Annotated in this window: 8 protein-coding genes; 6 read left to right on the plus strand and 2 right to left on the minus strand. The window is 59.1% G+C overall.

The genetic code is table 11. The annotated features are described in order from the left end of the window. Positions 1-41: 41 nt before the first annotated feature. Positions 42-2,954 (plus strand): winged helix-turn-helix domain-containing protein, encoded by a 2,913-nt coding sequence (locus tag NL528_RS18325; RefSeq protein WP_309184095.1) that lies wholly within the window; start codon positions 42-44, stop codon positions 2,952-2,954. Positions 2,955-3,106: 152 nt separating this feature from the next. Further along, complete coding sequence (locus tag NL528_RS47120) at positions 3,107-3,391, plus strand: transcriptional regulator (RefSeq protein WP_375144025.1); 285 nt, start codon at positions 3,107-3,109, stop codon at positions 3,389-3,391. On the opposite strand, the gene NL528_RS18330 is transcribed toward NL528_RS47120, so the two are convergent. Then, complete coding sequence (locus NL528_RS18330) at positions 3,353-6,040, minus strand: LuxR C-terminal-related transcriptional regulator (protein WP_309184096.1); 2,688 nt, start codon at positions 6,038-6,040, stop codon at positions 3,353-3,355. The genes NL528_RS47120 and NL528_RS18330 overlap by 39 nt on opposite strands. 325 nt (positions 6,041-6,365) lie before the next feature. On the opposite strand from NL528_RS18330, the gene NL528_RS18335 reads away from it, so the two are divergent. Both NL528_RS18335 and NL528_RS18340 read left to right on the plus strand, forming a co-directional pair. Further along, positions 6,366-7,883, plus strand: coding sequence for a winged helix-turn-helix domain-containing protein (locus tag NL528_RS18335; RefSeq protein ID WP_309184097.1), 1,518 nt, complete (start codon positions 6,366-6,368; stop codon positions 7,881-7,883). 349 nt (positions 7,884-8,232) lie between these two features. After that, the gene (locus NL528_RS18340) at positions 8,233-14,646 is read left to right on the plus strand and encodes an AAA family ATPase (protein ID WP_309184098.1); all 6,414 of its coding nucleotides are present in this window, start codon (positions 8,233-8,235) and stop codon (positions 14,644-14,646) included. 97 nt (positions 14,647-14,743) lie between these two features. On the opposite strand, the gene NL528_RS18345 is transcribed toward NL528_RS18340, so the two are convergent. After that, positions 14,744-15,391, minus strand: a complete 648-nt coding sequence (locus tag NL528_RS18345; RefSeq protein ID WP_309184099.1) for a response regulator transcription factor — start codon at positions 15,389-15,391, stop codon at positions 14,744-14,746. A gap of 586 nt (positions 15,392-15,977) precedes the next feature. Here NL528_RS18345 and NL528_RS18350 point away from each other — a divergent pair. Further along, positions 15,978-16,373 carry a response regulator gene (locus NL528_RS18350; RefSeq protein WP_309184100.1) on the plus strand — a complete coding sequence of 132 codons (396 nt, stop codon included), beginning with the start codon at positions 15,978-15,980 and terminating at the stop codon, positions 16,371-16,373. Between the two features lie 377 nt (positions 16,374-16,750). After that, entirely contained in the window at positions 16,751-19,621 is a 2,871-nt protein-coding gene (locus tag NL528_RS18355; RefSeq protein ID WP_309184101.1) for a winged helix-turn-helix domain-containing protein, read from the plus strand. The last annotated feature ends 125 nt before the right edge of the window (positions 19,622-19,746 follow it).

The following is a 19,746-nucleotide window of genomic DNA, read 5'->3' on the forward strand; positions in this document are numbered from 1 at the left end:
GCGCAACGATCGAATCGTCGAGGATCTTGGCGGAATAACTCATGTCGGTTCAACAAATTGGCTCGTCGAGTGCAATGCGGCTTCGGTTTGGCCCATTCGAGCTGAATGTCGCCGAGCGCTCGCTCAGGAAGGCGAACCAGGTCATTCCACTTGGTGGCAGGGCTTACGACATCCTGATCGCTCTTCTCGAAAACGCCGGCGAGGTTGTCGGGAAAGCCGAACTGATCGCGAGGGCATGGCCTGACGTAACGGTCGAGGAAGGCAGTCTTCGCGTCCATCTGTCGGCGCTGCGCAAGGCATTGGGCGATGGTCAATTCGGTAACAAGTACATTGCGAGTACACAGGGCCACGGCTATAGCTTCATCGCACCGGTCGCTCGACTTCCCTCGGACCGCGACAAGGATAACGCATCTGCGGGATTGTCCAACCTGCCGCCCGCACTGGGCCGCATGGTCGGCCGCGACGATGTTGTTCTTGAGATTCAAGCCCGGCTGCAGACGGAACGTCTGATTACGATTCTGGGTGCTGGCGGCATGGGCAAAACGACGGTTGCTCTGTCCGTCGGACACTCGGCGCTGGCGCACTTCTCCGACGCGGTGTTCTTTGTCGATCTTTCGACCGTCAGAGACAAAGAGCAGGTCATCGGCGCCATCGCTTCCGCGGTCGGGCTCAACTCACCGTTAGGCGATCCGAAGGAGGCGTTGCTTAATTTTCTGCGCCCTCGCAGGGTGCTTATCATTCTCGATAGTTGTGAGCATCTCATCGAGAAAGCCGCGGGGATCGCCGACCATATTTTTCGAAATACCCCCGACATCTACATACTTGCGACCAGCAGGGAGGCATTGCACGTCCCAGGTGAACGCGTACTTCGTCTTTGTCCACTAGATTGCCCGCCAGAGCAGCCGGGGCTGACTGCGTCAGAGGTGCTTGCCTATCCCGCCGCACGGTTGTTCGTCGAGCGTGTCAGCGTTCGCCGCGGCGACTTTTCGCTCGGTGACGACGAAGCTTCCATGGTTGCCGAGATTTGCCGCAAGCTTGACGGCATTGCACTCGCCATCGAGCTCGCCGCCGGAAGGGCCGCTATCTTTGGCCTCGGGAACACGGTGGCGAGACTGGGTTCGCGCCTCGATCTCTTGAAGTTCGGCCGACGAACCGCAAATCCACGGCATCAAACGCTTATCGCAACGCTGGACTGGAGCCACGAGCATCTTTCGGAGATCGAACGGGTCCTCTTGCGACGTGTCGCTATTTTCGTAGGGCACTTCACGCTGGAGGCAGCGCTCGCAGTGGCGGAGGAAGTGGGGATAGGCGAGTCCGAGATATCGGGTGCGTTAGCAAATCTCGTCAATAAATCTCTGATCGGGGTTTGGACCAGCTCGCGGGGACCGTTCTACCGGTTGCTTGATACGACGCGCGCCTACGCTTTGGAGAAGTTGGCCACCAGTGGCGAGCAAGATTCTATTGCCGGGCGGCACGCGAGCTTCTCGATTCAAATGCTGGAAAGAAACCCGGTCGATCTCTTCGATTTGGAGTTCACGGAAGCTGCAGCCAACGCCGTGCGAGACTATCTTGGAAATATCCGTGCCGCGCTTGAATGGAGCTTTGGTCCCAATGGAGACGACCCCACAGCCATAAGATTAGCGGCCGCAGCTTCGCAGCGACTCCTGGCCATGTCACTGCTATTGGAATGCCGAACATGGATGGAGAAGGCGATCGATCTGATGACGCCGGACTGTGATCCTCGGCATCAGATGAAGATTCAGGCAGCGCTTGCTTTGTCGCTCATGTACACCGAAGGAAATAGTGAGAGGGTTCGCGAGGCGTTCCATACAGCGCTGAACTTTGCGCAGCGGCACGAAGATACGCGTCTGCATTTGTCTCTACTTAGCGGAATGTCGATGTATCTTCACTGCATTGTCGACGCGGCAGGAACGTATGAACTCGCGCTTCGTAGCGAGGCCGTCGCAAGGAAAACGGGAAGTCCAGACGATGCGGCCATTGCCGATTCCATGCTGGGGGCGGCATACTGTCTGCGTTCTGACCAACTGCGGGCGCAAGAACATCTGAAACGCTCATTACATGGCTTGCCTCACCTCCGACGGTTCAATGCCAGCCAATACTTGTTCGATCTGCGGAGTTCTTCCCTTAGCGCTCTTACCCATTCACTATTTTTCTCAGGTAATCTCGACCAAGCCGTCCACTATGCCAAAATGAACATTGAGGAGGCCGCAAGGTCAGGGCATCCAATTGGACTGTTTCGGGCGCACGCTAACCCTATGCGGCTCTATTTTTGGATCGACGATTTGGAGCAGGTCGAACGCAGTCTTTCAAAGCTCGAGCATACCGCCGAGATGCATTCGTTGGCACCAGCTCGCGCGGTCGCTTTAGGGCTTAGGGGCCGCTACTTGATCCGCGTCGGCCGAATGGCAGATGGCATACAACATTTGCAAGAGAGTTTGGAGAAACTTGCAATTCACCGGCACGAAATCCTGACGAGCGATTTCGTCTCTGAATTGACGGTTAGCCTGGCGAAGCAAAACGCGCGTTCGGAAGCGATAGCGCTTATCGATCGATCGATTGCCGCCGTTGTCAAGGCCAATAAGCCTCTTCACCTGCCCGCATTCTTCCTGGCGAAAGGCTCGGCGTTCGCGTCCGGGGACGTGCCCGAGAGTCTGTTGGCAGAGGAGTTTTTCGCGAAGGCGATGATGCAGGCACGGCAAGAATCAGCGCTGCCGTTCGAATTGCGAGCTGGATTGGAACTCGCGCGTATCTGGATCGGGCGCGGCGAGGTGCAGAGAGCCCATGATCTGATCAGTCCCGTCTACAGTCGGTTCTCCGAAGGTCTCACAACACCCGATCTCATTTCGGCCAGGCGAATCCTCGAACAGATGAGCGTTCCGGCGCGGCAGACCGGGCGAAGGGTGGCGAAATCATCTGGCAGAGCGAAAGCTTGAACGGACCGTTGCCCAAATGACAAATTGCAATGTTGAATCGTGAGGACGGATGTTGTCGACCCAGGTGTGCTCTAGTCTAGCTCTGCCTCTATCGGAAGCTCGGTCCGTTTGAGCTTTCGAGCACGGAGAGGGTGCTCCGACACGAGGGTGTGGTGCTTACCCCCGGGAGGAGGTCGCTCGGTATTCTGATCTATCCCGCCGAGCGTCCGGGCGAGATTGTAGCAGAGAGGGAACTCATGGATCGTGTGTGGTCGGGCGCCGCTATTGAGGAGGCGAGGCTGCGGGTCCACATGGCGGCCATTCGCAAGGCGCTTGGTGAGCGTCAATTCGGCAGCAGATATATCTCGAACATCAAGGGAGGGGCCTACGCGTTCGTCGGGTCTGTCGTCTGTATCGCTTCACCGCGTGGTGACAAGGCCCAGGGTCTGCGCGCGTGACACCGCCTGCGCGCGCCTCTCCACACCCAACTTGGTGAAAACGCTCTTGAGGTGGGACTTCACGGTCTCAGGACCAATATAAAGATTTCGAGCGATTTCCTTGTTGGACAATCCTTCCGCGATCAGCGTGAGAATGTCAGTCTCGCGAGGACTCAATGCGCTGAGAATCCGTGCACCTGAGGTCGGGGCCGAACGATCTTGTCCTGCTCGCTGCAGACCTGCCACGAGCCGATCGACGTAGGGAATCAGATCCGTTTTGACGTTCCCGCCCTCCTGGGTCGTCCGGAGAAGCTCGGAAATGATTGGGCCCTCGTCCAAAACGGTTTGATAAAGACCGGCTGCAGCACACGCGGCAAGCACGCGGCGAAAATGGCCCACCGCCTCCGCGACTTTGCCCGCACTGAGCTGAACTGCCGACAGACGGATCGCAATGCAGATCAGGAATTGACGATGCTGCATCGCTTCGGCTTCGCGTTGTAGCTGTTGCAGGATTGGAATGGCCTCGTCGGGACGAGCTTGCTGCCCCAACAAATGAGCGCGCGCCAACTTGTGGTACCACTCGATTTCCGACCAGGCGCAAGGCCTTGGCGCCGGGTACTTCCGGGCAAGGCGTTCCAGTCGATCGACGCACGCGGCGGCTTCATCCAGTCGTCCATCGTTCAGGTAGAGTCGCGCTTGCTCCGCTGTCGCGCCAGCCGAGAGCCTTCCCCAGTCTCGCGTGACGCCCTGATTTTCAGCTCGCTCCAGGAGCGTGCGGGCTCGCTCGAAGTTCATTCGAGCAGTTGCGACCCGGGCGATCACGAAATAGGCGCTCCACACGCAGTCGAGCATTGTCCCCGAGCTGATCAGCGGTACGCGATCGATGACCCAGGCCTCCGCATCATCGAGATGACCCTGTTCGTATCTAATTCGCGCGATCAGACTTGCCGGCAAGGCCGCTGCAATCGAATTCGGCCCGACATCTTGCTCGGCGATCCGCAAGCCCTCGCGGTAGTGCCCATCTGCCGCCGCGAGACGTATCTGCCGCTCCTCTGCAAGTCCGTTCAGGCAGTGTCGATACACCGAGGCAAATACGTTCCTGCGATCTTCCTCGACTGAATAGGGAATCCATGGCGTCGCATGGAATTGCTTGAGGTTGCCCGCCTTCATATGGCTGAAGCGAACGACGTTTGACGCAACGTTCGCCGTCCAGGGATCGGACGAACTATTCACGCAATCCTGTGCCAGAGGCAGCGCTCTTTCGCTGTCATCCTTCAGCGCGATAGCAACAGAGCGGATCGCCTGGCATTCGTGCAGCAACTCGCTCTCTGGCAGACCCATTGCAGCGATATCGCCCTCTATGTCAGTTGCGAGCTTCAGCGCTTCGTCAAAACGTAGCGCGAGTGATAGCCCCCAGGCGATCGCCAATCGGACCTCGCACTGACCTCGCATGAGTTCATCGGGAAACTGGCGTTGCCATTCAAGCAAGGTGAAGAGATCACCTCGCTTTATCAAAGCCATTGCGCAATTCTTGATCCAGCCGATCGCACGATCAGGAGCACCGGCTGCGATCGCGTGCTGAACCGCCTCAGTCCACAATTCGCGGGAGGCATACCAAAGAGCGGCACGTCCGTGCAGCTCAGGAACTTCAACGCCGCGGTCCGCGTTCAGCCTCTGTCTCAAATATTCGGCGAGCAGCGTGTGATAACGAAACCAGACACCATCATTATCAAGCGGCGTGAGCAGCATTTGGCGCTGGGCCAGCGATGCCAGGATTGTGCGGCTCGCGCTCGAACCGGTTACGGCTTCGCATAAGGGACCGGATAGCCGATCAAGGATGGCCGTTCGCAGCATGAAGTCGACCAATTCGACCGGAAGCCCATCCAGCATCTCCGCCAAATAGGCGGCAACCGGGCGCTGCGAACCCGAGAGATTGTGTACATACTCTTTCAGGCCGGACCCGGACTGCGACCCCATGGATGAGATAATTCGCAGGGCGGCGGGCCACCCTTCAGTCTTGCGTTGCAATAGCTGGACGTCGGCGAGCTCTAAGGCGCCAGGCTTGGCGCTGTCCAGAAAGGCTTGTGTTTCCTGCATATCGAATCGCAGGGCTACGGAATCAATCTCGATCAGCTGATTCTGGGCTCGCAAGTTCGCCAGTGGCAGGGGAGGTTCGGTACGCGTCGTAAGCACCACATGACAGTGGGAGGGCACGTGCTTCAGAAAATACGCGACCGTCTGATGGATGCGAGGAGCGCGGAGCCAGTGATAGTCTTCGAGAAACAGGTAAACATCATCTTCCATCTCTGCCAGATCGTTGATCAGGCTCGACAGGATCGCTGTCGGGTCGATCAGGTTGTTCTCGAGGATCAGCCCAATCGCTCCGGCACCAACGTCCGGACAGGCATGGTGCAGGGCCTGAGATACGTAAAATAGAAACCGCGTGGCCTCGTCGTCGTCTGAATCGATGGTCAGCCACCCAACGCAATTGCCGCTTTGCTCGAGTTTCTCGGCCCAGGCGGCCGCCAGTGAGCTCTTGCCGAATCCCGCGGGCGCCTTGATGACGCCAAGTCGCTTAGCCGGGAGTTCGGACAAGATGGAGAGGAGCCGGGGACGTGCGACCAACCCCCGGAATCGTGCCGACACGATCTTGGTCGCCAGAAATGGCACCGGTCCTCCGACGGGCAAGGTGCCAGTTCCATATGCAAAATAGCTCGAGCGCGGCTGGATCAAAGGGCTCCCCCTATCCACGTCGGTCCTCCCCCCATTCGGGGGATGCAAACAATGGTGAAAGTGTACGATCTCTGTTAGCGAGAGGGAAGCCCTGGGCATCGTCGGCAGTAAGCATCCCGCATTGCCGGTCGCCGCGTGCTGATCCCTTTGAGCAAGGCTGTGCGCAGAGAGCCGCAGCAAGCAAACGTCGATCAGGGACGCTTGGGTTTTACGCTGATGATTGAGCAACCCCGAAAGGCGCACCAAGTTCGTGTTGCGAGCCATGGCTGACAGTGTTCATAGAAATCTGCAGTTTGGTCCTTTTGAGCTTTCGAGCAGCGAGAGGGTGCTTCGGCGTGAGGGCGAGGCGCTGCCCCTTGGCAGCAGGGCCCTGGACCTCCTGATCTACCTTGCCGAGCGTCCGGGTGAGGTGATCGCAAAGCAGGAACTGATCGATCACGTCTGGTCGGACGTAACGGTCGAGGAGGGAAGCATCCGGGTCAACGTGGCCGCAATCCGCAAGGCGCTTGGTGACGGCCAATTTGGCAACCGATACATCGCAAACATCAGGGGACGGGGCTACTCGTTCGTCGGCCCCGTTGGCTCCCTCGCTGGTGGCACGGAAAGCAGGAACGCCAAGTTTCGGCACCAAGGCAGCCTCCCCGTGCGACCGCTCATGATGATTGGGCGCGAAACGGTCGTCAGTGAGGTTAGCGACAAGCTTCGAAATGAGCGGTTCGTAACACTGGTCGGTCCCGGCGGCATTGGCAAGACGACCGTTGCCTTGGCTGTTGGCCACGCCGCTGCCGAGGAGTTTGGCGGGAAAGTCCATTTTGTGGACCTGGGAAGCCTGACCGATCCGCGCCATGTTGTGGGGGCCGTCGCGACATCCCTGGGACTTGCACTGAAATCGAGAGATCCCGGTTTGGAGCTGGTCGACCTCGTTCGTTCGCAGAAGCTTCTTATCATTCTCGATAGCTCTGAGCACGTGATCGAGGCGGTCGCCCTGATTGCCGAGCAACTGTACCAGGAAACGGAGCAGGTCTATCTTCTGACCACGAGTCGCGAATTGCTGAAAGTAGAGGGCGAGCATTGTTGCCGGGTTCTTCCCCTTGATTTTCCAACAGACGGCTCTGAGCAAACGGCAAATGCCGTTCTTCGATATCCGGCTGTGCAGTTGTTTGTACGGCGCGTGGCGGCGAGGACGGGAAGCGTCGTACTCACCGACGAGGAGGCGCCGTTTGTTGCGGAAATGTGCCGAAAGCTGGATGGCATGCCCCTGGCAATTGAGTTGGCAGCGGGGCAGGTGGCCGCCCTCGGCCTCAAGAACACGGTTTCCCGCCTGGTGTCTCGGCTGGAATTGCTGAAACTAAGCCATCGGACCACCGTTCCCAGACATCGGACGCTTAGGGCGACATTGGATTGGAGCTACGATCTGCTGTCCGACGGAGAGAGGATTCTTCTTCGACGCATTGCTCCTTTCGTCAGCCATTTCACCCTAGAGGACGCGCGGTCTGTCGCAGGCGAACTCGGCGCAGGCACAGGAGAAATATTTGACGCGATCGCCGGCCTGGTCGAGAAGTCATTGATAGCAACCCGGATCGATGAAGCGCAGGCGCAGTATCGGTTGCTGGACATGACTCGGGCGTATGCACTCGAAAAACTGGAGGAGCATGCCGAAGTCGACGTGGTCTTCCGCCGCCATGCGGAATACGTCGCCGGCTACCTCGCGACGCCTGATCTCATTCGGGCTAAGCGACTGCTCGAACAGACGAGCGCTCCGGCGCGACAAGCTGGATGAGGGCGCAATCGTCAAGCAGAGAGGGAGCTTCATGAAATCACATCTTGACCCATACCAAGCATGGTAACTGCAGCCTGCACTGGCAAAGAAAAACGGGGGCTGAGCATCACGAGGCTCAGGGTCTGCGCCGGCGACACCGCCTGCGTTCGCCTCTCCAAGAGGATTGTCGGTCCGATGTCCTATCAAAGTGAGTTAATTGGCTGCTTTGCGCGAGGACCCGGAAATTGTGATTCAGCATGATATGTGGCAGACTAGCTGTTTAGGCTCGGTGTAACCAACCGGGTGGACTATTGTCATAGGGCATTTCTCAGCCCGAGTTGGTGAGCCGCTCGACGGTGGAGTGCGGCAGTTGAATCCATCTACTCTGCTTGGCGCAGATGGGAATGCCAACTTCCAGGCCTTGTTGGAAGATGGCGAACGTGTCTTCTGCAGGGTCGGTAGCCACGCCAACGCTGACGGCTCTGTACTGGCCGTGCTGCCTGCTGCAGAGCATCCCACACCTGCCACCCTCGATCGTCTTGCTCACGAATATGGACTGAAGGAGGAGCTGGACGGGGCGTGGGCGGTGCGTCCACTCGGGTTGATTCGCGAAGGCGGCCGCACCATGCTGGTGCTCGAGGATCCCGGCGGCGAGCCGCTCGAGCGGCTGCTCGGCGCGCCCTTGGAGACGGACCACTTCCTGCGCCCGGCGATCGACATCGCTGTGGCTCTCGGCAAGCTTCATCGGCGAGGCCTGCTGCACAAGGACATAAAGCCCGCCAATATCATGGTGAACTGCGCTGACGGGCAGGTGCGTCTTACGGGGTTCGGGATCGCATCACGTGCACCGCGCGAGCGACAGGCGCCCGAGCCGCCGGAGACTGTCGCCGGTACACTCGCTTACATGGCGCCCGAACAAACCGGGCGGATGAATCGTTCGATAGATTCCCGCAGCGACCTCTATGCGCTCGGCGTCACGTTCTACCAGATGCTCACGGGCTCCCTGCCGTTCACCGCGGCCGATCCTATGGAGTGGGTGCACTGCCATATCGCCAGAACGCCGCTGCGGCCCAGTGAACGGTCGAAGAATATTCCCGTTCCGGTCTCTGAAATCATCATGAAGTTGCTCGCGAAGACCGCCGAGGAGCGCTATCAGACTGCGGCTGGCGTCGAAAGCGATCTTCGGCACTGTCTTGCCGAGCGGGAGCGTAAAGGGCGCATCGCCCCCTTTGCGCTTGGCGAACACGACGCGCCCGATCGGCTGCTGCTTCCCGAGAAGCTGTACGGAAGGGCGCGCGAGATAGAGACCTTGCTCGCCTGCTTCGATCGGATAGTCAACAATGGCGCGGCGGAGCTGGTGCTGGTCTCCGGATATTCCGGCATCGGCAAATCCTCGGTGGTCAATGAACTCCACAAGGTGCTGGTGCCGCCGCGCGGGCTCTTCGCATCAGGCAAGTTCGACCAGTACAAGCGTGACATCCCCTATTCGACCCTGGCGCAAGCCTTTCAGAGCTTGATCCGACCACTGCTTGGCAAGAGCGATCCGGAGTTGGCTGGATGGCGCGAGGCTTTTCGGGAAGCATTAGGCCCGAACGGGCGGCTTATCATAGACCTGGTTCCGGAACTGAAGCTCATCGTCGGCGACCAGCCGCCGATCCCCGAGCTGCCGCTCCATGACGCGCAACGCCGCTTTCAGCTGGTCTTCCGGCGCTTTCTCGCCGTGTTCGCGCGGCGGGAGCACCCGCTGGCGCTGTTCCTCGACGATTTGCAATGGCTCGACTCGGCAACGCTGGACCTGCTGGAGGATTTGTTGACCCAGCCGGACGTGCAGCATCTGATGTTGATCGGGGCTTACCGGGATAACGAGGTCAATTCCGCCCATCCTCTGATCCGCAAGCTCGAAGCGATCCGCAAGGCGGGCGCGGTCGTGCACGAAATTATCTTAACGCCTCTCGCGCGTGAAGACCTGGGACGGCTGATTGGGGATGCTCTTCACTGCGAACCGGAACGCGTCACCGCGCTGGCAGAACTGATCCATGAGAAGACGGCAGGCAATCCATTCTTCGCCATTCAGTTGATCTCTGTACTTGTCGAGGAGGGTTTGCTCACATTCGACTATGGTGAAGGGCGATGGTCCTGGGACCTCAATCGCATTCGCGCCAAGGGTTATACTGACAACGTCGCAGATTTCATGGCGGCGAAGCTGAGCCGTCTGCCGCCAACGACTCAGAAGGTTCTCGGCCAGTTGGCCTGCCTGGGGAATGCTGCCGAGTCGGAGACGCTCGCGCTGGTTCACGAGGCGAGCGACGAAGCGACAAACGCAGCGCTGTGGGAAGCTGTTCGGGCCGGCCTCGTCCTTCGTTCGGGCGGCACCTACGCATTCCTCCACGATCGCGTCCAGGAGGCGGCCTATACGCTCATCGTCGAGGACGAGCGGGCCATGTCGCATCTTCGCATTGGCCGATTACTTGCAGCGCGCACTCCACCGGAGCACCTCGAAGAGAACATCTTCGAAATCGTGAACCAGTTCGACCGTGGCGCGGCGCTTATCAGCACAGAGCGGGAGCGCGAGCAGGTCGCCACGTTCAATTTAATGGCAGGTAGGCGCGCCAAGGCGGCAACCGCCTACGCCGCAGCCCTGCGGTATTTTGTCGTCGGACGCTTGCTGCTGGGAGAAAAGGGTTGGGAACAGTGCTACCAGCTCACCTTCGACCTTGAGCTCAATAGGGGCGAGTGCGAATATCTGACCGGGGAATTGGCGGCAGCGGAAGAACGGCTCTCGTTGCTGTCGGCGCGGGCACTGACCATTGTTCACGCTGCCGCGGTCGCCTGCGTGCGCATCAATCTTTATACGACCGTCGACCGGAGCGACAGGGCTGTCGAGGTGGGGCTGGACTATCTCCGCCATGTTGACGCCCGGTGGCCGCAGCATGCAACGGCCGAGGACGTCCAGCAGGAGTATGGTCGGCTACGGCAGCGGCTCGGATCCGGCTCGATCGAGGGGCTGCTCGAGCTGCCGCTGATGACCGATCCCGACCGGCGCGCAACCATGGACGTGCTCACGGTGCTGACGTCACCCGCCCTGTTCACGGATTTAAATCTTTTCCGCCTCGTTGTCGGCCGGATGGCGACCCTCAGCCTGGAGCATGGCAACACCGACGGATCGTCCCTTGCATATACTTGGCTGGGCGGCGTCCTTGGGACGCACTTCGGCGATTACCAGGCAGGGTTCCGCTTCGGCAGGCTTGGCCTGGATCTAGTCGAGAAGCGTGGCCTTGATCGGTTCAGAGCCCGCGTCTACCTGGTCTTCGCAGTCCATGTCGCGCACTGGACACAGTCCCTGGCCACCAGCCGCGCCTTCCTGCGGCGCGCCTTTGAGGCCGCGCAGGAAGCCGGTGACCTTTCTTATGCCGCCTATAGCTGCATTGACTTGACCACGAATCTCTTCGCCTACGGCGATCCACTTGAGGTAGTCGAACGAGAGGCCGAAAATGGGCTCCAATTTGCGCAGAAGGTGCGGTTTGGTCTTGCCAGCGACTGCCTCACCGGACAGCTCAGGCTGATCCGGATGCTGCGTGGACTGACACCGGACTTTGGCTCCTTCAATGACGAAGCGTTCGAGGAGAGCCGCTTCGTGCAACGTCTTGAGAGCAATCGCCAGCTGGCCATTTGCGCCTGTTACTATTGGGTGCGCAAGCTACAAGCCGGGGTCTACGCCGGCGACTCCGTAGCTGCGATCGCGGCCACAACGAAACTCGCGCCGCTGCTGTGGACAGCGCCCACGCAAGTGGAGCAATCTGAATACCAGTTCTATGGTGCCCTTGCCCGGGCGGCACGGTGCGATGAAGCTCCGGCCGAGGAGCGATCCCAGCATTTGGCGGCGCTGGCGGATCATTACAGGCAGATCGCTGTCTGGGCTGAAAACTGCCCGGAGAACTTCGAGAACCGCACCGCACTGGTAGGCGCGGAGATCGCTCGGATCGATGGCCGTGTGCTCAATGCCGAGCACCTATACGAACGGGCCATCCGTTCAGCCCGCGAGAACGGCTTTATTCACAATGAGGCGCTCGCCTACGAACGGGCCGCGCGCTTTTACGCGGCGCGTGGGTTCAAGCAGATCGCGGACCTGTATCTGCGGAATGCCCGCTACGGTTATCTCCGTTGGGGGGCCGTCGGGAAGGTGCGACAACTCGACGAGACGTATCCAGACCTCAGACAGGAAGACTCACTTCCCGGCCCGATGAGCACCATCGGTGCGCCGGTTGAACACCTCGACCTCGCGACGGTGATCAAGGTGTCGCAAGCTGTCTCAGGTGAGATTGTGCTCGAAAATCTGATCGACACGCTCATGCGTACCGCAATGGAGCAGGCCGGTGCCGAGCGAGCGCTGTTGATTATGCCGTGCGGGCAAGGGCCTCGCATCGAGGCAGAAGCTACGACCAGCGGCGATACGGTGACCGTACGTCTGGTCGAGGGGGCCGTAACCGAGCACGTGCTGCCCGAGTCGGTGCTGCACTACGTCCTGCGCACCCGCGAGAGTGTAGTTCTGGACGATGCCGCGGCCCAGTCCCCGTTTGGCGTGGATTCCTACATCTGTCAGCGCAAGGCCCGGTCCATTCTCTGCCTGCCGCTGCTCAATCAGGCCAAACTCATCGGCGTGCTCTACCTCGAAAACAACCTGATGCCTCGCGTCTTCGCGCCCGCCCGGATCTCAGTCTTGAAACTGCTCGCCTCGCAGGCTGCAATCGCATTGGAGAATGCCCATTTGTATCGCGACGTCGCGGAGCGCGAGACGAAAATCCGGCGCCTGGTCGATTCCAACATTATCGGAATTTTCATCTGGGATTTCGACGGTCGCGTTCTTGAGGCCAACGATGAATTTCTTCGCATGGTGAACTACGATCGCGAAGACCTGGTTTCGGGCCGCATAAGGTGGGCGGACCTGACGCCGTCCGACTGGCGCGACAGGAATAACGCAAGGATCGAACGGCAAAAAAGAAGCGGCCGGTTCGAGCCGTTTGAAAAGGAATACACCAGAAAAGACGGTAGCCGTGTACCCGTGCTGATTGGTGGGGCGACATTTGAAGAGGGCGGTAACGAGGGCGTCGCATTCGTGCTCGATCTGACCGGGCGCAAGCGCGCGGAGGATGCGCTGCGCGAGAGAGAGGCTCAGCTCGCCGAGGCGCGGCGCGAGCTGCGGCAGATGATCGATACCATCCCAATTCCGGTGGCGAGCTATTCGGCAGACGCCAGGCGCGACTTCGTCAACGCTGCCTGGAAACAATACACGGGCCTTTCCGACGAGGCTGCGCTCGGCACGGAATGGTCCGTCGTGGCGCATCCTGACGACATCGCGACCGGTGAGAAGATGTGGCATGACGCTTTTGCCACCGGCGAGCCATGGCATACGGAGGAGCGCGTCCGGCGTGCCGACGGACAGTATCGCTGGTTCTCCATCGATCGTGTCGCTGCGCGCGACGAGAACGGCAAGATCATTAAGTGGTACGGAACCGCCTACGACATCGAGGATCGCAAGCGCGCAGAGGAACGCCTCCGCGTGCAGCACACGGTCGCGCAAATTTTGGCGGAAGCGGCCACGATCGAAGAGGCCACTCCGAGAATATTGTGGGCTATGGGCGAGTGTCTGGGGTGGGACTTGGGTGCGCTCTGGCGCGTGGACCGGGAGGCCGAGGTGCTGCGCTGTGTCGAGCTTTGGCATAAAGCCTCGATAGAAGTCCCGGAATTTGAAAGAGTCAGCCGGGAGTTCACTTTCGTTCCGGGCTTGGGATTACCGGGCCGGGTATGGTCCAGCCTTGAGCCTGAATACGTTCGCGATGTCGTTTCTGATGAGAACTTTCCGCGCGGACCCATCGCCGAACGCGAAGGACTACACGCGGCCTTCGGCTTTCCCATCCTGCTCGGGGGCGAAGTCTTGGGCGTGATCGAGTTTTTCAGTCGCGAGATCAGGCAGCCCGATCAGGAGCTGCTTAACATGCTGGCTACCATCGGCAGCCAGATCGGTCAGTTCATCGAGCGTAAGCGCGCCGAAGAGGCCTTCCGCAAGGTGCAGATGCAGCTGGCGCACGCAAATCGCGTCGCGACGACGGGCCAGTTGACGGCCTCGATCACCCATGAAGTGAACCAGCCGATCACCGCGGCAGTCACATACGCGTTAGCCGCTCGGCGCTGGCTACGCGCGGAGCCGCCGAATTTTCATGAGGTGGATGACGCGCTCTCTTTTATTGTCAAGGAAGGGAACCGCGCAGGCGAGGTCGTCGGGCGAATCCGCGCGCTCATTCAGAAGGCGCCCGCACGAAAAGACGCCGTAGAGATCAACGATGCCATCCTCGAGGTTATTGCTCTCACCCGTACGGAGGCCGAAAACAGTAGCGTCTCGGTGCGGACGCAGTTAGCGGAGGGCTTGCCGCGCGTCCAGGGAGATCGGGTCCAGCTGCAACAGGTAGTACTTAACTTGATCATCAATGCCATCGAAGCGATGCGCGACGTCGGCGAAGAGGAGCGAGAATTGCTCATCAGCACCCGTAACGAACCGGATGGCGTGTCAGTCGAGGTGCGAGATTCAGGTCCAGGCTTCGCGCCGGCGGAAATTGACCGCGTATTCGAGGCTTTCTACAGCACGAAACCGAGCGGTCTGGGGCTTGGACTGTCGATCTGCCGGTCGATTATCGAAGCGCATAACGGACGATTGTGGGCGAGACCTAACGTGCCACGTGGCGCTATCTTTGGCTTTGTTGCGCCTGCTCATCCGGCCGCCGCATCGTAGTGGAATGCCGCTTACGTGACAGACGTCGAGTCTAGCAGGCACCCTGATCATCGGTGGCGAGGCGCAATGGGACCATTACGGGAGATGCGCGTCTGCGCTAGGCAACGCGACCCGGGTTATGCGGTTTTGTCGGCGTCAGTTGCAATTGGTCGGCCATGCGCGCCAAGTCAGGCAAAGACGATGCCCGCATCTTGCGCATTACTTGGCCACGATGAACTTTTACCGTGATTTCGCTTACGCCGAGATCGGCTGCGATCTGCTTGTTCAACCGCCCGGTCACCACGAGCGCCATGACCTCGCGCTCCCGCGGCGTCAACGTTTCGAAACGAACTTTCAGCTCTGCCATAGCTCGTTCCTGCTCAAGCCGCGCTCGATCACGGGCATGACCGAGCTGAATCGCTTCAAGCAAATCCTGCTCTCGGAATGGCTTTGGTAGGAATTCGATCGCGCCACCCTTCATCGCCTGCACCGACATTGGAATGTCACCATGTGCGGTAATGAAGATAATTGGCAGCTGGCTTTTGGCACCTGCCAGTTCGCGCTGCAGTTCGAGTCCGCTCTGGCCGGGAAGCCGCACGTCAAGCACCAGGCAAGCGGGTCCTTCTGGCCGGTCCGCCTTGAAAAATTCGCTCACCGAACCAAGTAAGCTGACCCGAAAGCCCGCCGATCGAAGCAGCTTGCCCAGGGAGTCCCGCACCCCCGGATCATCGTCGACGACTATCACTATTGGCGGTTGCTCTACCACATGTTCCTCGTTGACATGCGCATTAGCTTTGCCAGTCCGCTATGGAGCATAGTGAGATTACCGCATGGGCGATAGAGGGAACCACCAGCCCAATTCGGCTCCGACGGATCGCAGCCATGGGCGAACTAGCCGGTTGAAATCGGCCAGGTTCTGCGTCAGGCAGCCAGCTGCCCAAAGTCGAACCGACTAAGCTGGCAGCGCACAACCTTCGTATAGTGCGCACATTCCTATTTGGTACTCGATCTTTCCGCTAGATCAATAGTGAGCGCCAATGCGTGCCATTATGGTGAAGTTCTCCTCCCTCGAGGCCGATCACTCCCTGCGGCCTCCCTTGCCCCTGCAGCGCAGTCCAAGCTGGAGGGGCTCTTGTGAGGTAACAGGGGCTAGGGTGATATGAAGGTCGATGCCTGTGACGCAGCTTGCTCCATCGACCACAGGATTTCCGACCACCGAAGCGAATCGTTGAGTTCCTATACATTTGTATAATCGAAGCACGTAGCGGTTGCGCCTAGGCTGGATAAGAAAGTGTCTCGCGGACTATATACGTTCCTCCGTAAAAGCTGCTCGCGGTTACAGGTCTTGCCAAGTGCCAAATAGCGGACCAATAGTGGCCATAGTCGATGATGACGAAGCGGTTGGAAACGCAATCGAAGTTTTAATGCGTTCGATAGGGTTGGTCGCCCAAGCATTTTCGTCGGGGGAGGAGTTCTTGCGCTCACCCGAACTGAGCCGCACCGGCTGCCTGGTTGTCGACTTCGACATGCCCAAGATGAGTGGCCTTGATCTGCACAACAATTTGTCTCGATTGGGCAAAGAGATTCCCACCGTACTGATAACTGCCTATCCAAGCGATGATATTCGTGCCCGCGCACTTAAAGCTGGGGTCAGCTGTTATCTGCCCAAGCCGTTCGATGAGAGCGACCTCCTGAATTGTATTCATACCGCTCTAGATCGCGCAAAGGGAAATAGAGGCGCGCCTTAGTTTGCTTACGTTGCATCAATGACCACTAAGCACGCGACAGGTCGCCTCCGTCGGCCATCGGCGATGCGACTCAATAACATCGGCGCATCGCAGAGGGCGCGAACATATGACCAGTCCGTTATCTGCCGAGTGCAATCAGCTCCAGCGGCTGGACGCGCAACGCAGGACGGCCGTGCCGGCGCATGCTGCTCGTGCCCCTCATTGTGGTCGCAGCGGCGCGGGGTTCGGCTCAATCCTCCGCGTTGAGGTGATTAAGCGCTATACCAAGGTTCAGTTTGTTACGAGCTTCGTTGCGGCCAACTTTACGCTCGTACAATTGTGGCAGTTGCCGGCCGACGGCATACAGGGCGCGCGAAATCCGTCGCTTTGGATGACACATGTCTGACGCCGCGGTTCATAGGAAGCTGAGGTTCGGTCCTTTCGAACTTTCGATGGGCGAGAGGGTGCTGCGGCGCGAGGGCGAGGCGCTGCCCCTTGGCAGCAGGGCCCTGGACCTGCTGATCTACCTTGCCGAGCGTTCGGGTGAGGTGATCGCAAAGCAGGAACTGATCGATTACGTCTGGTCGGACGTAACGGTCGAGGAGGGGAGCCTCCGGGTCCACGTGGCCGCAATCCGCAAGGCGCTTGGTGACGGCCAATTCGGCAACCGATACATCGCAAACATCAAGGGACGGGGCTACTCGTTCGTCGGCACCGTTGTCCCTCTCACAGGCAATACGGAGAGCAGGAACGCCAAGTTCTGGCACCAAGGCAGGCTCCCCGTGCGACCGCTCATGATGATTGGGCGCGAAACGGTCGTCAGTGAGGTTAGCGACAAGCTTCGCGATGAACGGTTCGTGACACTGCTCGGCCCCGGCGGCATTGGCAAGACGACCGTTGCCTTGGCTGTTGCCCGCGCCGCTGCCGAGGAGTTTGGCGGACAAGTCCATTTTGTCGACCTGGAAAGCCTGACCGATCCGCGCCTTGTTGCGGGGGCTGTCGCGACATCCCTGGGACTCGCACTCAAATCGAAAGATCCCGGTCTGGAGCTGGTCGACCTCGTTCGTTCGCGAAAGCTTCTTATCATTCTCGATAGCTGTGAGCACGTGATCGAGACGGTCGCCCTGATTGCCGAGCAACTCTCCCGGGAAACGGAGCAAGTCCATCTTCTGGCCACGAGCCGCGAATTGCTGAAAGTAGAGGGCGAGCATTGTTGCCGGGTTCTTCCCCTTGATTTTCCACCAGACGGCTCAGAGCAAACGGCAAATGCCGTGCTTCGATATCCGGCTGTGCAATTGTTTGTACGGCGCGTGGCGGCGAGAGCGGGAAACTTCGTTCTCACCGACGCGGAGGCGCCGTTTGTCTCGGAAATCTGCCGAAAGCTGGATGGCATACCCCTGGCAATTGAGTGGGCAGCGGGTCAGGTGGCCGCACTCGGCCTCAAGAACACGGTTTCCCGCCTGGTGTCTCGGCCGGAATTGCTGAAACTAAGCCATCGGACGGCAGTTCCCAGGCATCGGACCCTCAAGGCAACATTGGATTGGAGCTACGATCTGCTGTCTGACGGAGAGAGGATTGTCTTTCGACGCATCGCTCCTTTCGTTGGCCATTTCACCCTTGAGGGCGCTAGATATGTCGCCGGCGAGCAGAGCTCCGTCGACGCAGAGATTTTCGACGCCATCGCCGGCCTGGTCGAAAAGTCGTTGATCGTAACTCGGCTTGACGACGGTCAGCAACGGTACCGACTGCTTGACACGACGCGGGCATACGCACTCGAAAAATTGGAGGAGCATGACGAGCTCGATGTGATCTCCGGCCGACACGCGAAATACGTTGCGGAATTTCTCGAATCGCAGAGGGAGATGATGCTGGCCTTGCCGAGAGCGAGGAGGACCGCAGCCTATTCCGACCAATTGAGCAACATCCGTGCGGCGCTCGAATGGAGCTTTGGTTCACACGGTGACGACGAAATAGCGACGCGACTGGCCGCCGCTTCAGCACAGGTGTTTCTGGAGCTATCACTACTCATCGAATGCCAGGCATGGGCAGAACGCGCGATAGAACGCCTTGGAACTCGAAATCAAAGCTCTCGCTGGGCAATGGAAATCTATGCATCGTTACCGTTGGCCTTGATGCATACTGAAGGTAACGATCAACGCGTCCGAGCGGCTTTTGCGAGCGCGCTGGAGATTGCGATCGATCAGGGAGACCTCGCCTACGAGCTGAGGATTTTAAGCGGACTCTTCACGTATTCGCATTGGACCATGGACATTCGGGGTGCGACCGACATCGCCGTCCAGAGCAAGAAATTAGCGTTGAAGACGGGGAATCCCGACGACGCGGCGCTAGCGGAAGCAATGTTGGCCGCCTCCGATCATCTGCTGGGAAATCACCTCGCCGCACAACTACATTGCGAATCGGGCCTCCGATACTTGGTGTCCGGTCGGGGCGTTCGAACCGAACAGTATCTTTTTCATTATACGAGCTTCTTGCTCGTCGGCATGGCACGTTCTCTCCTGTACAGAGGCTTGCTCGATCAATCCCTAGATTATGCAAAGCGCGCCAGAGAGGAAGGCAAAAAGTCGGGCCACCCCGCCACGTTTTGCCGATCCCTGGCCTTGGTCCTTCCTGTCTTTCTGACCATGGCGGACTTGAGGCAATCGGATGAGTACATCAGTGAACTGAGTAATCTCTCCGCCGCGCACTCCCTGATACCGTATCGCGCGATAGCGACTGGCCTGAGGGGTCAATGGTTGCTCCTTCAAAACAATCGCATCGATGGAATCGAATTGCTGAAGAGAGCGCTGGAGGAGCTTCGCGCCCAGCGTCACGAGATGCTGAATATGGATTTTACCTGCGACCTGGCCGCGGCTCTTGTGGACCTTGGTGAACACGAGCAGGCGCTGACCCTAACCGTGAATGCAATCGAGCAACAGCAGCGCGTTGGCAAATTTCTGCATATGCCTGCCTTGTTCAGGATGAAAGGGCTCATCTTGGCGTCTCGGTCGGACGAGGATTGTTTCGAAGCAGAAGGAAGTCTGCTGTCGGCGATCGACTGGGCGAAAAGCCAGTCCGCCACCCTGTTTGAATTGAAGGCTGCGACGGACCTTGCCGGGCTGTTGCTGCGACAGGATCGCTTGCCAGAAGCCTACAAACATCTCAGCGCGGCTCTTGATCGAACTCCAGCCGGAATTGTATCCCCGACTCGCAAGGGCGCCCTGCAAATCCTCAACCAGCTCCAATCCGGCGCCGAGGCCGCCGTCGGCTAAAGCGGACACCTTCGAGTACCGTGCCCTGTCTGCGCAGCCAGGTTCAAGTCCTCGCATTCCGATACAAGCCCAAGCCTGCAGTTGGATGCATGTTGTGGCAGGAATGGTCACAGCAGAGATCGAAT

Origin of the sequence: Bradyrhizobium sp. Ash2021, from assembly GCF_031202265.1 — a bacterium.
Classification (GTDB): domain Bacteria; phylum Pseudomonadota; class Alphaproteobacteria; order Rhizobiales; family Xanthobacteraceae; genus Bradyrhizobium.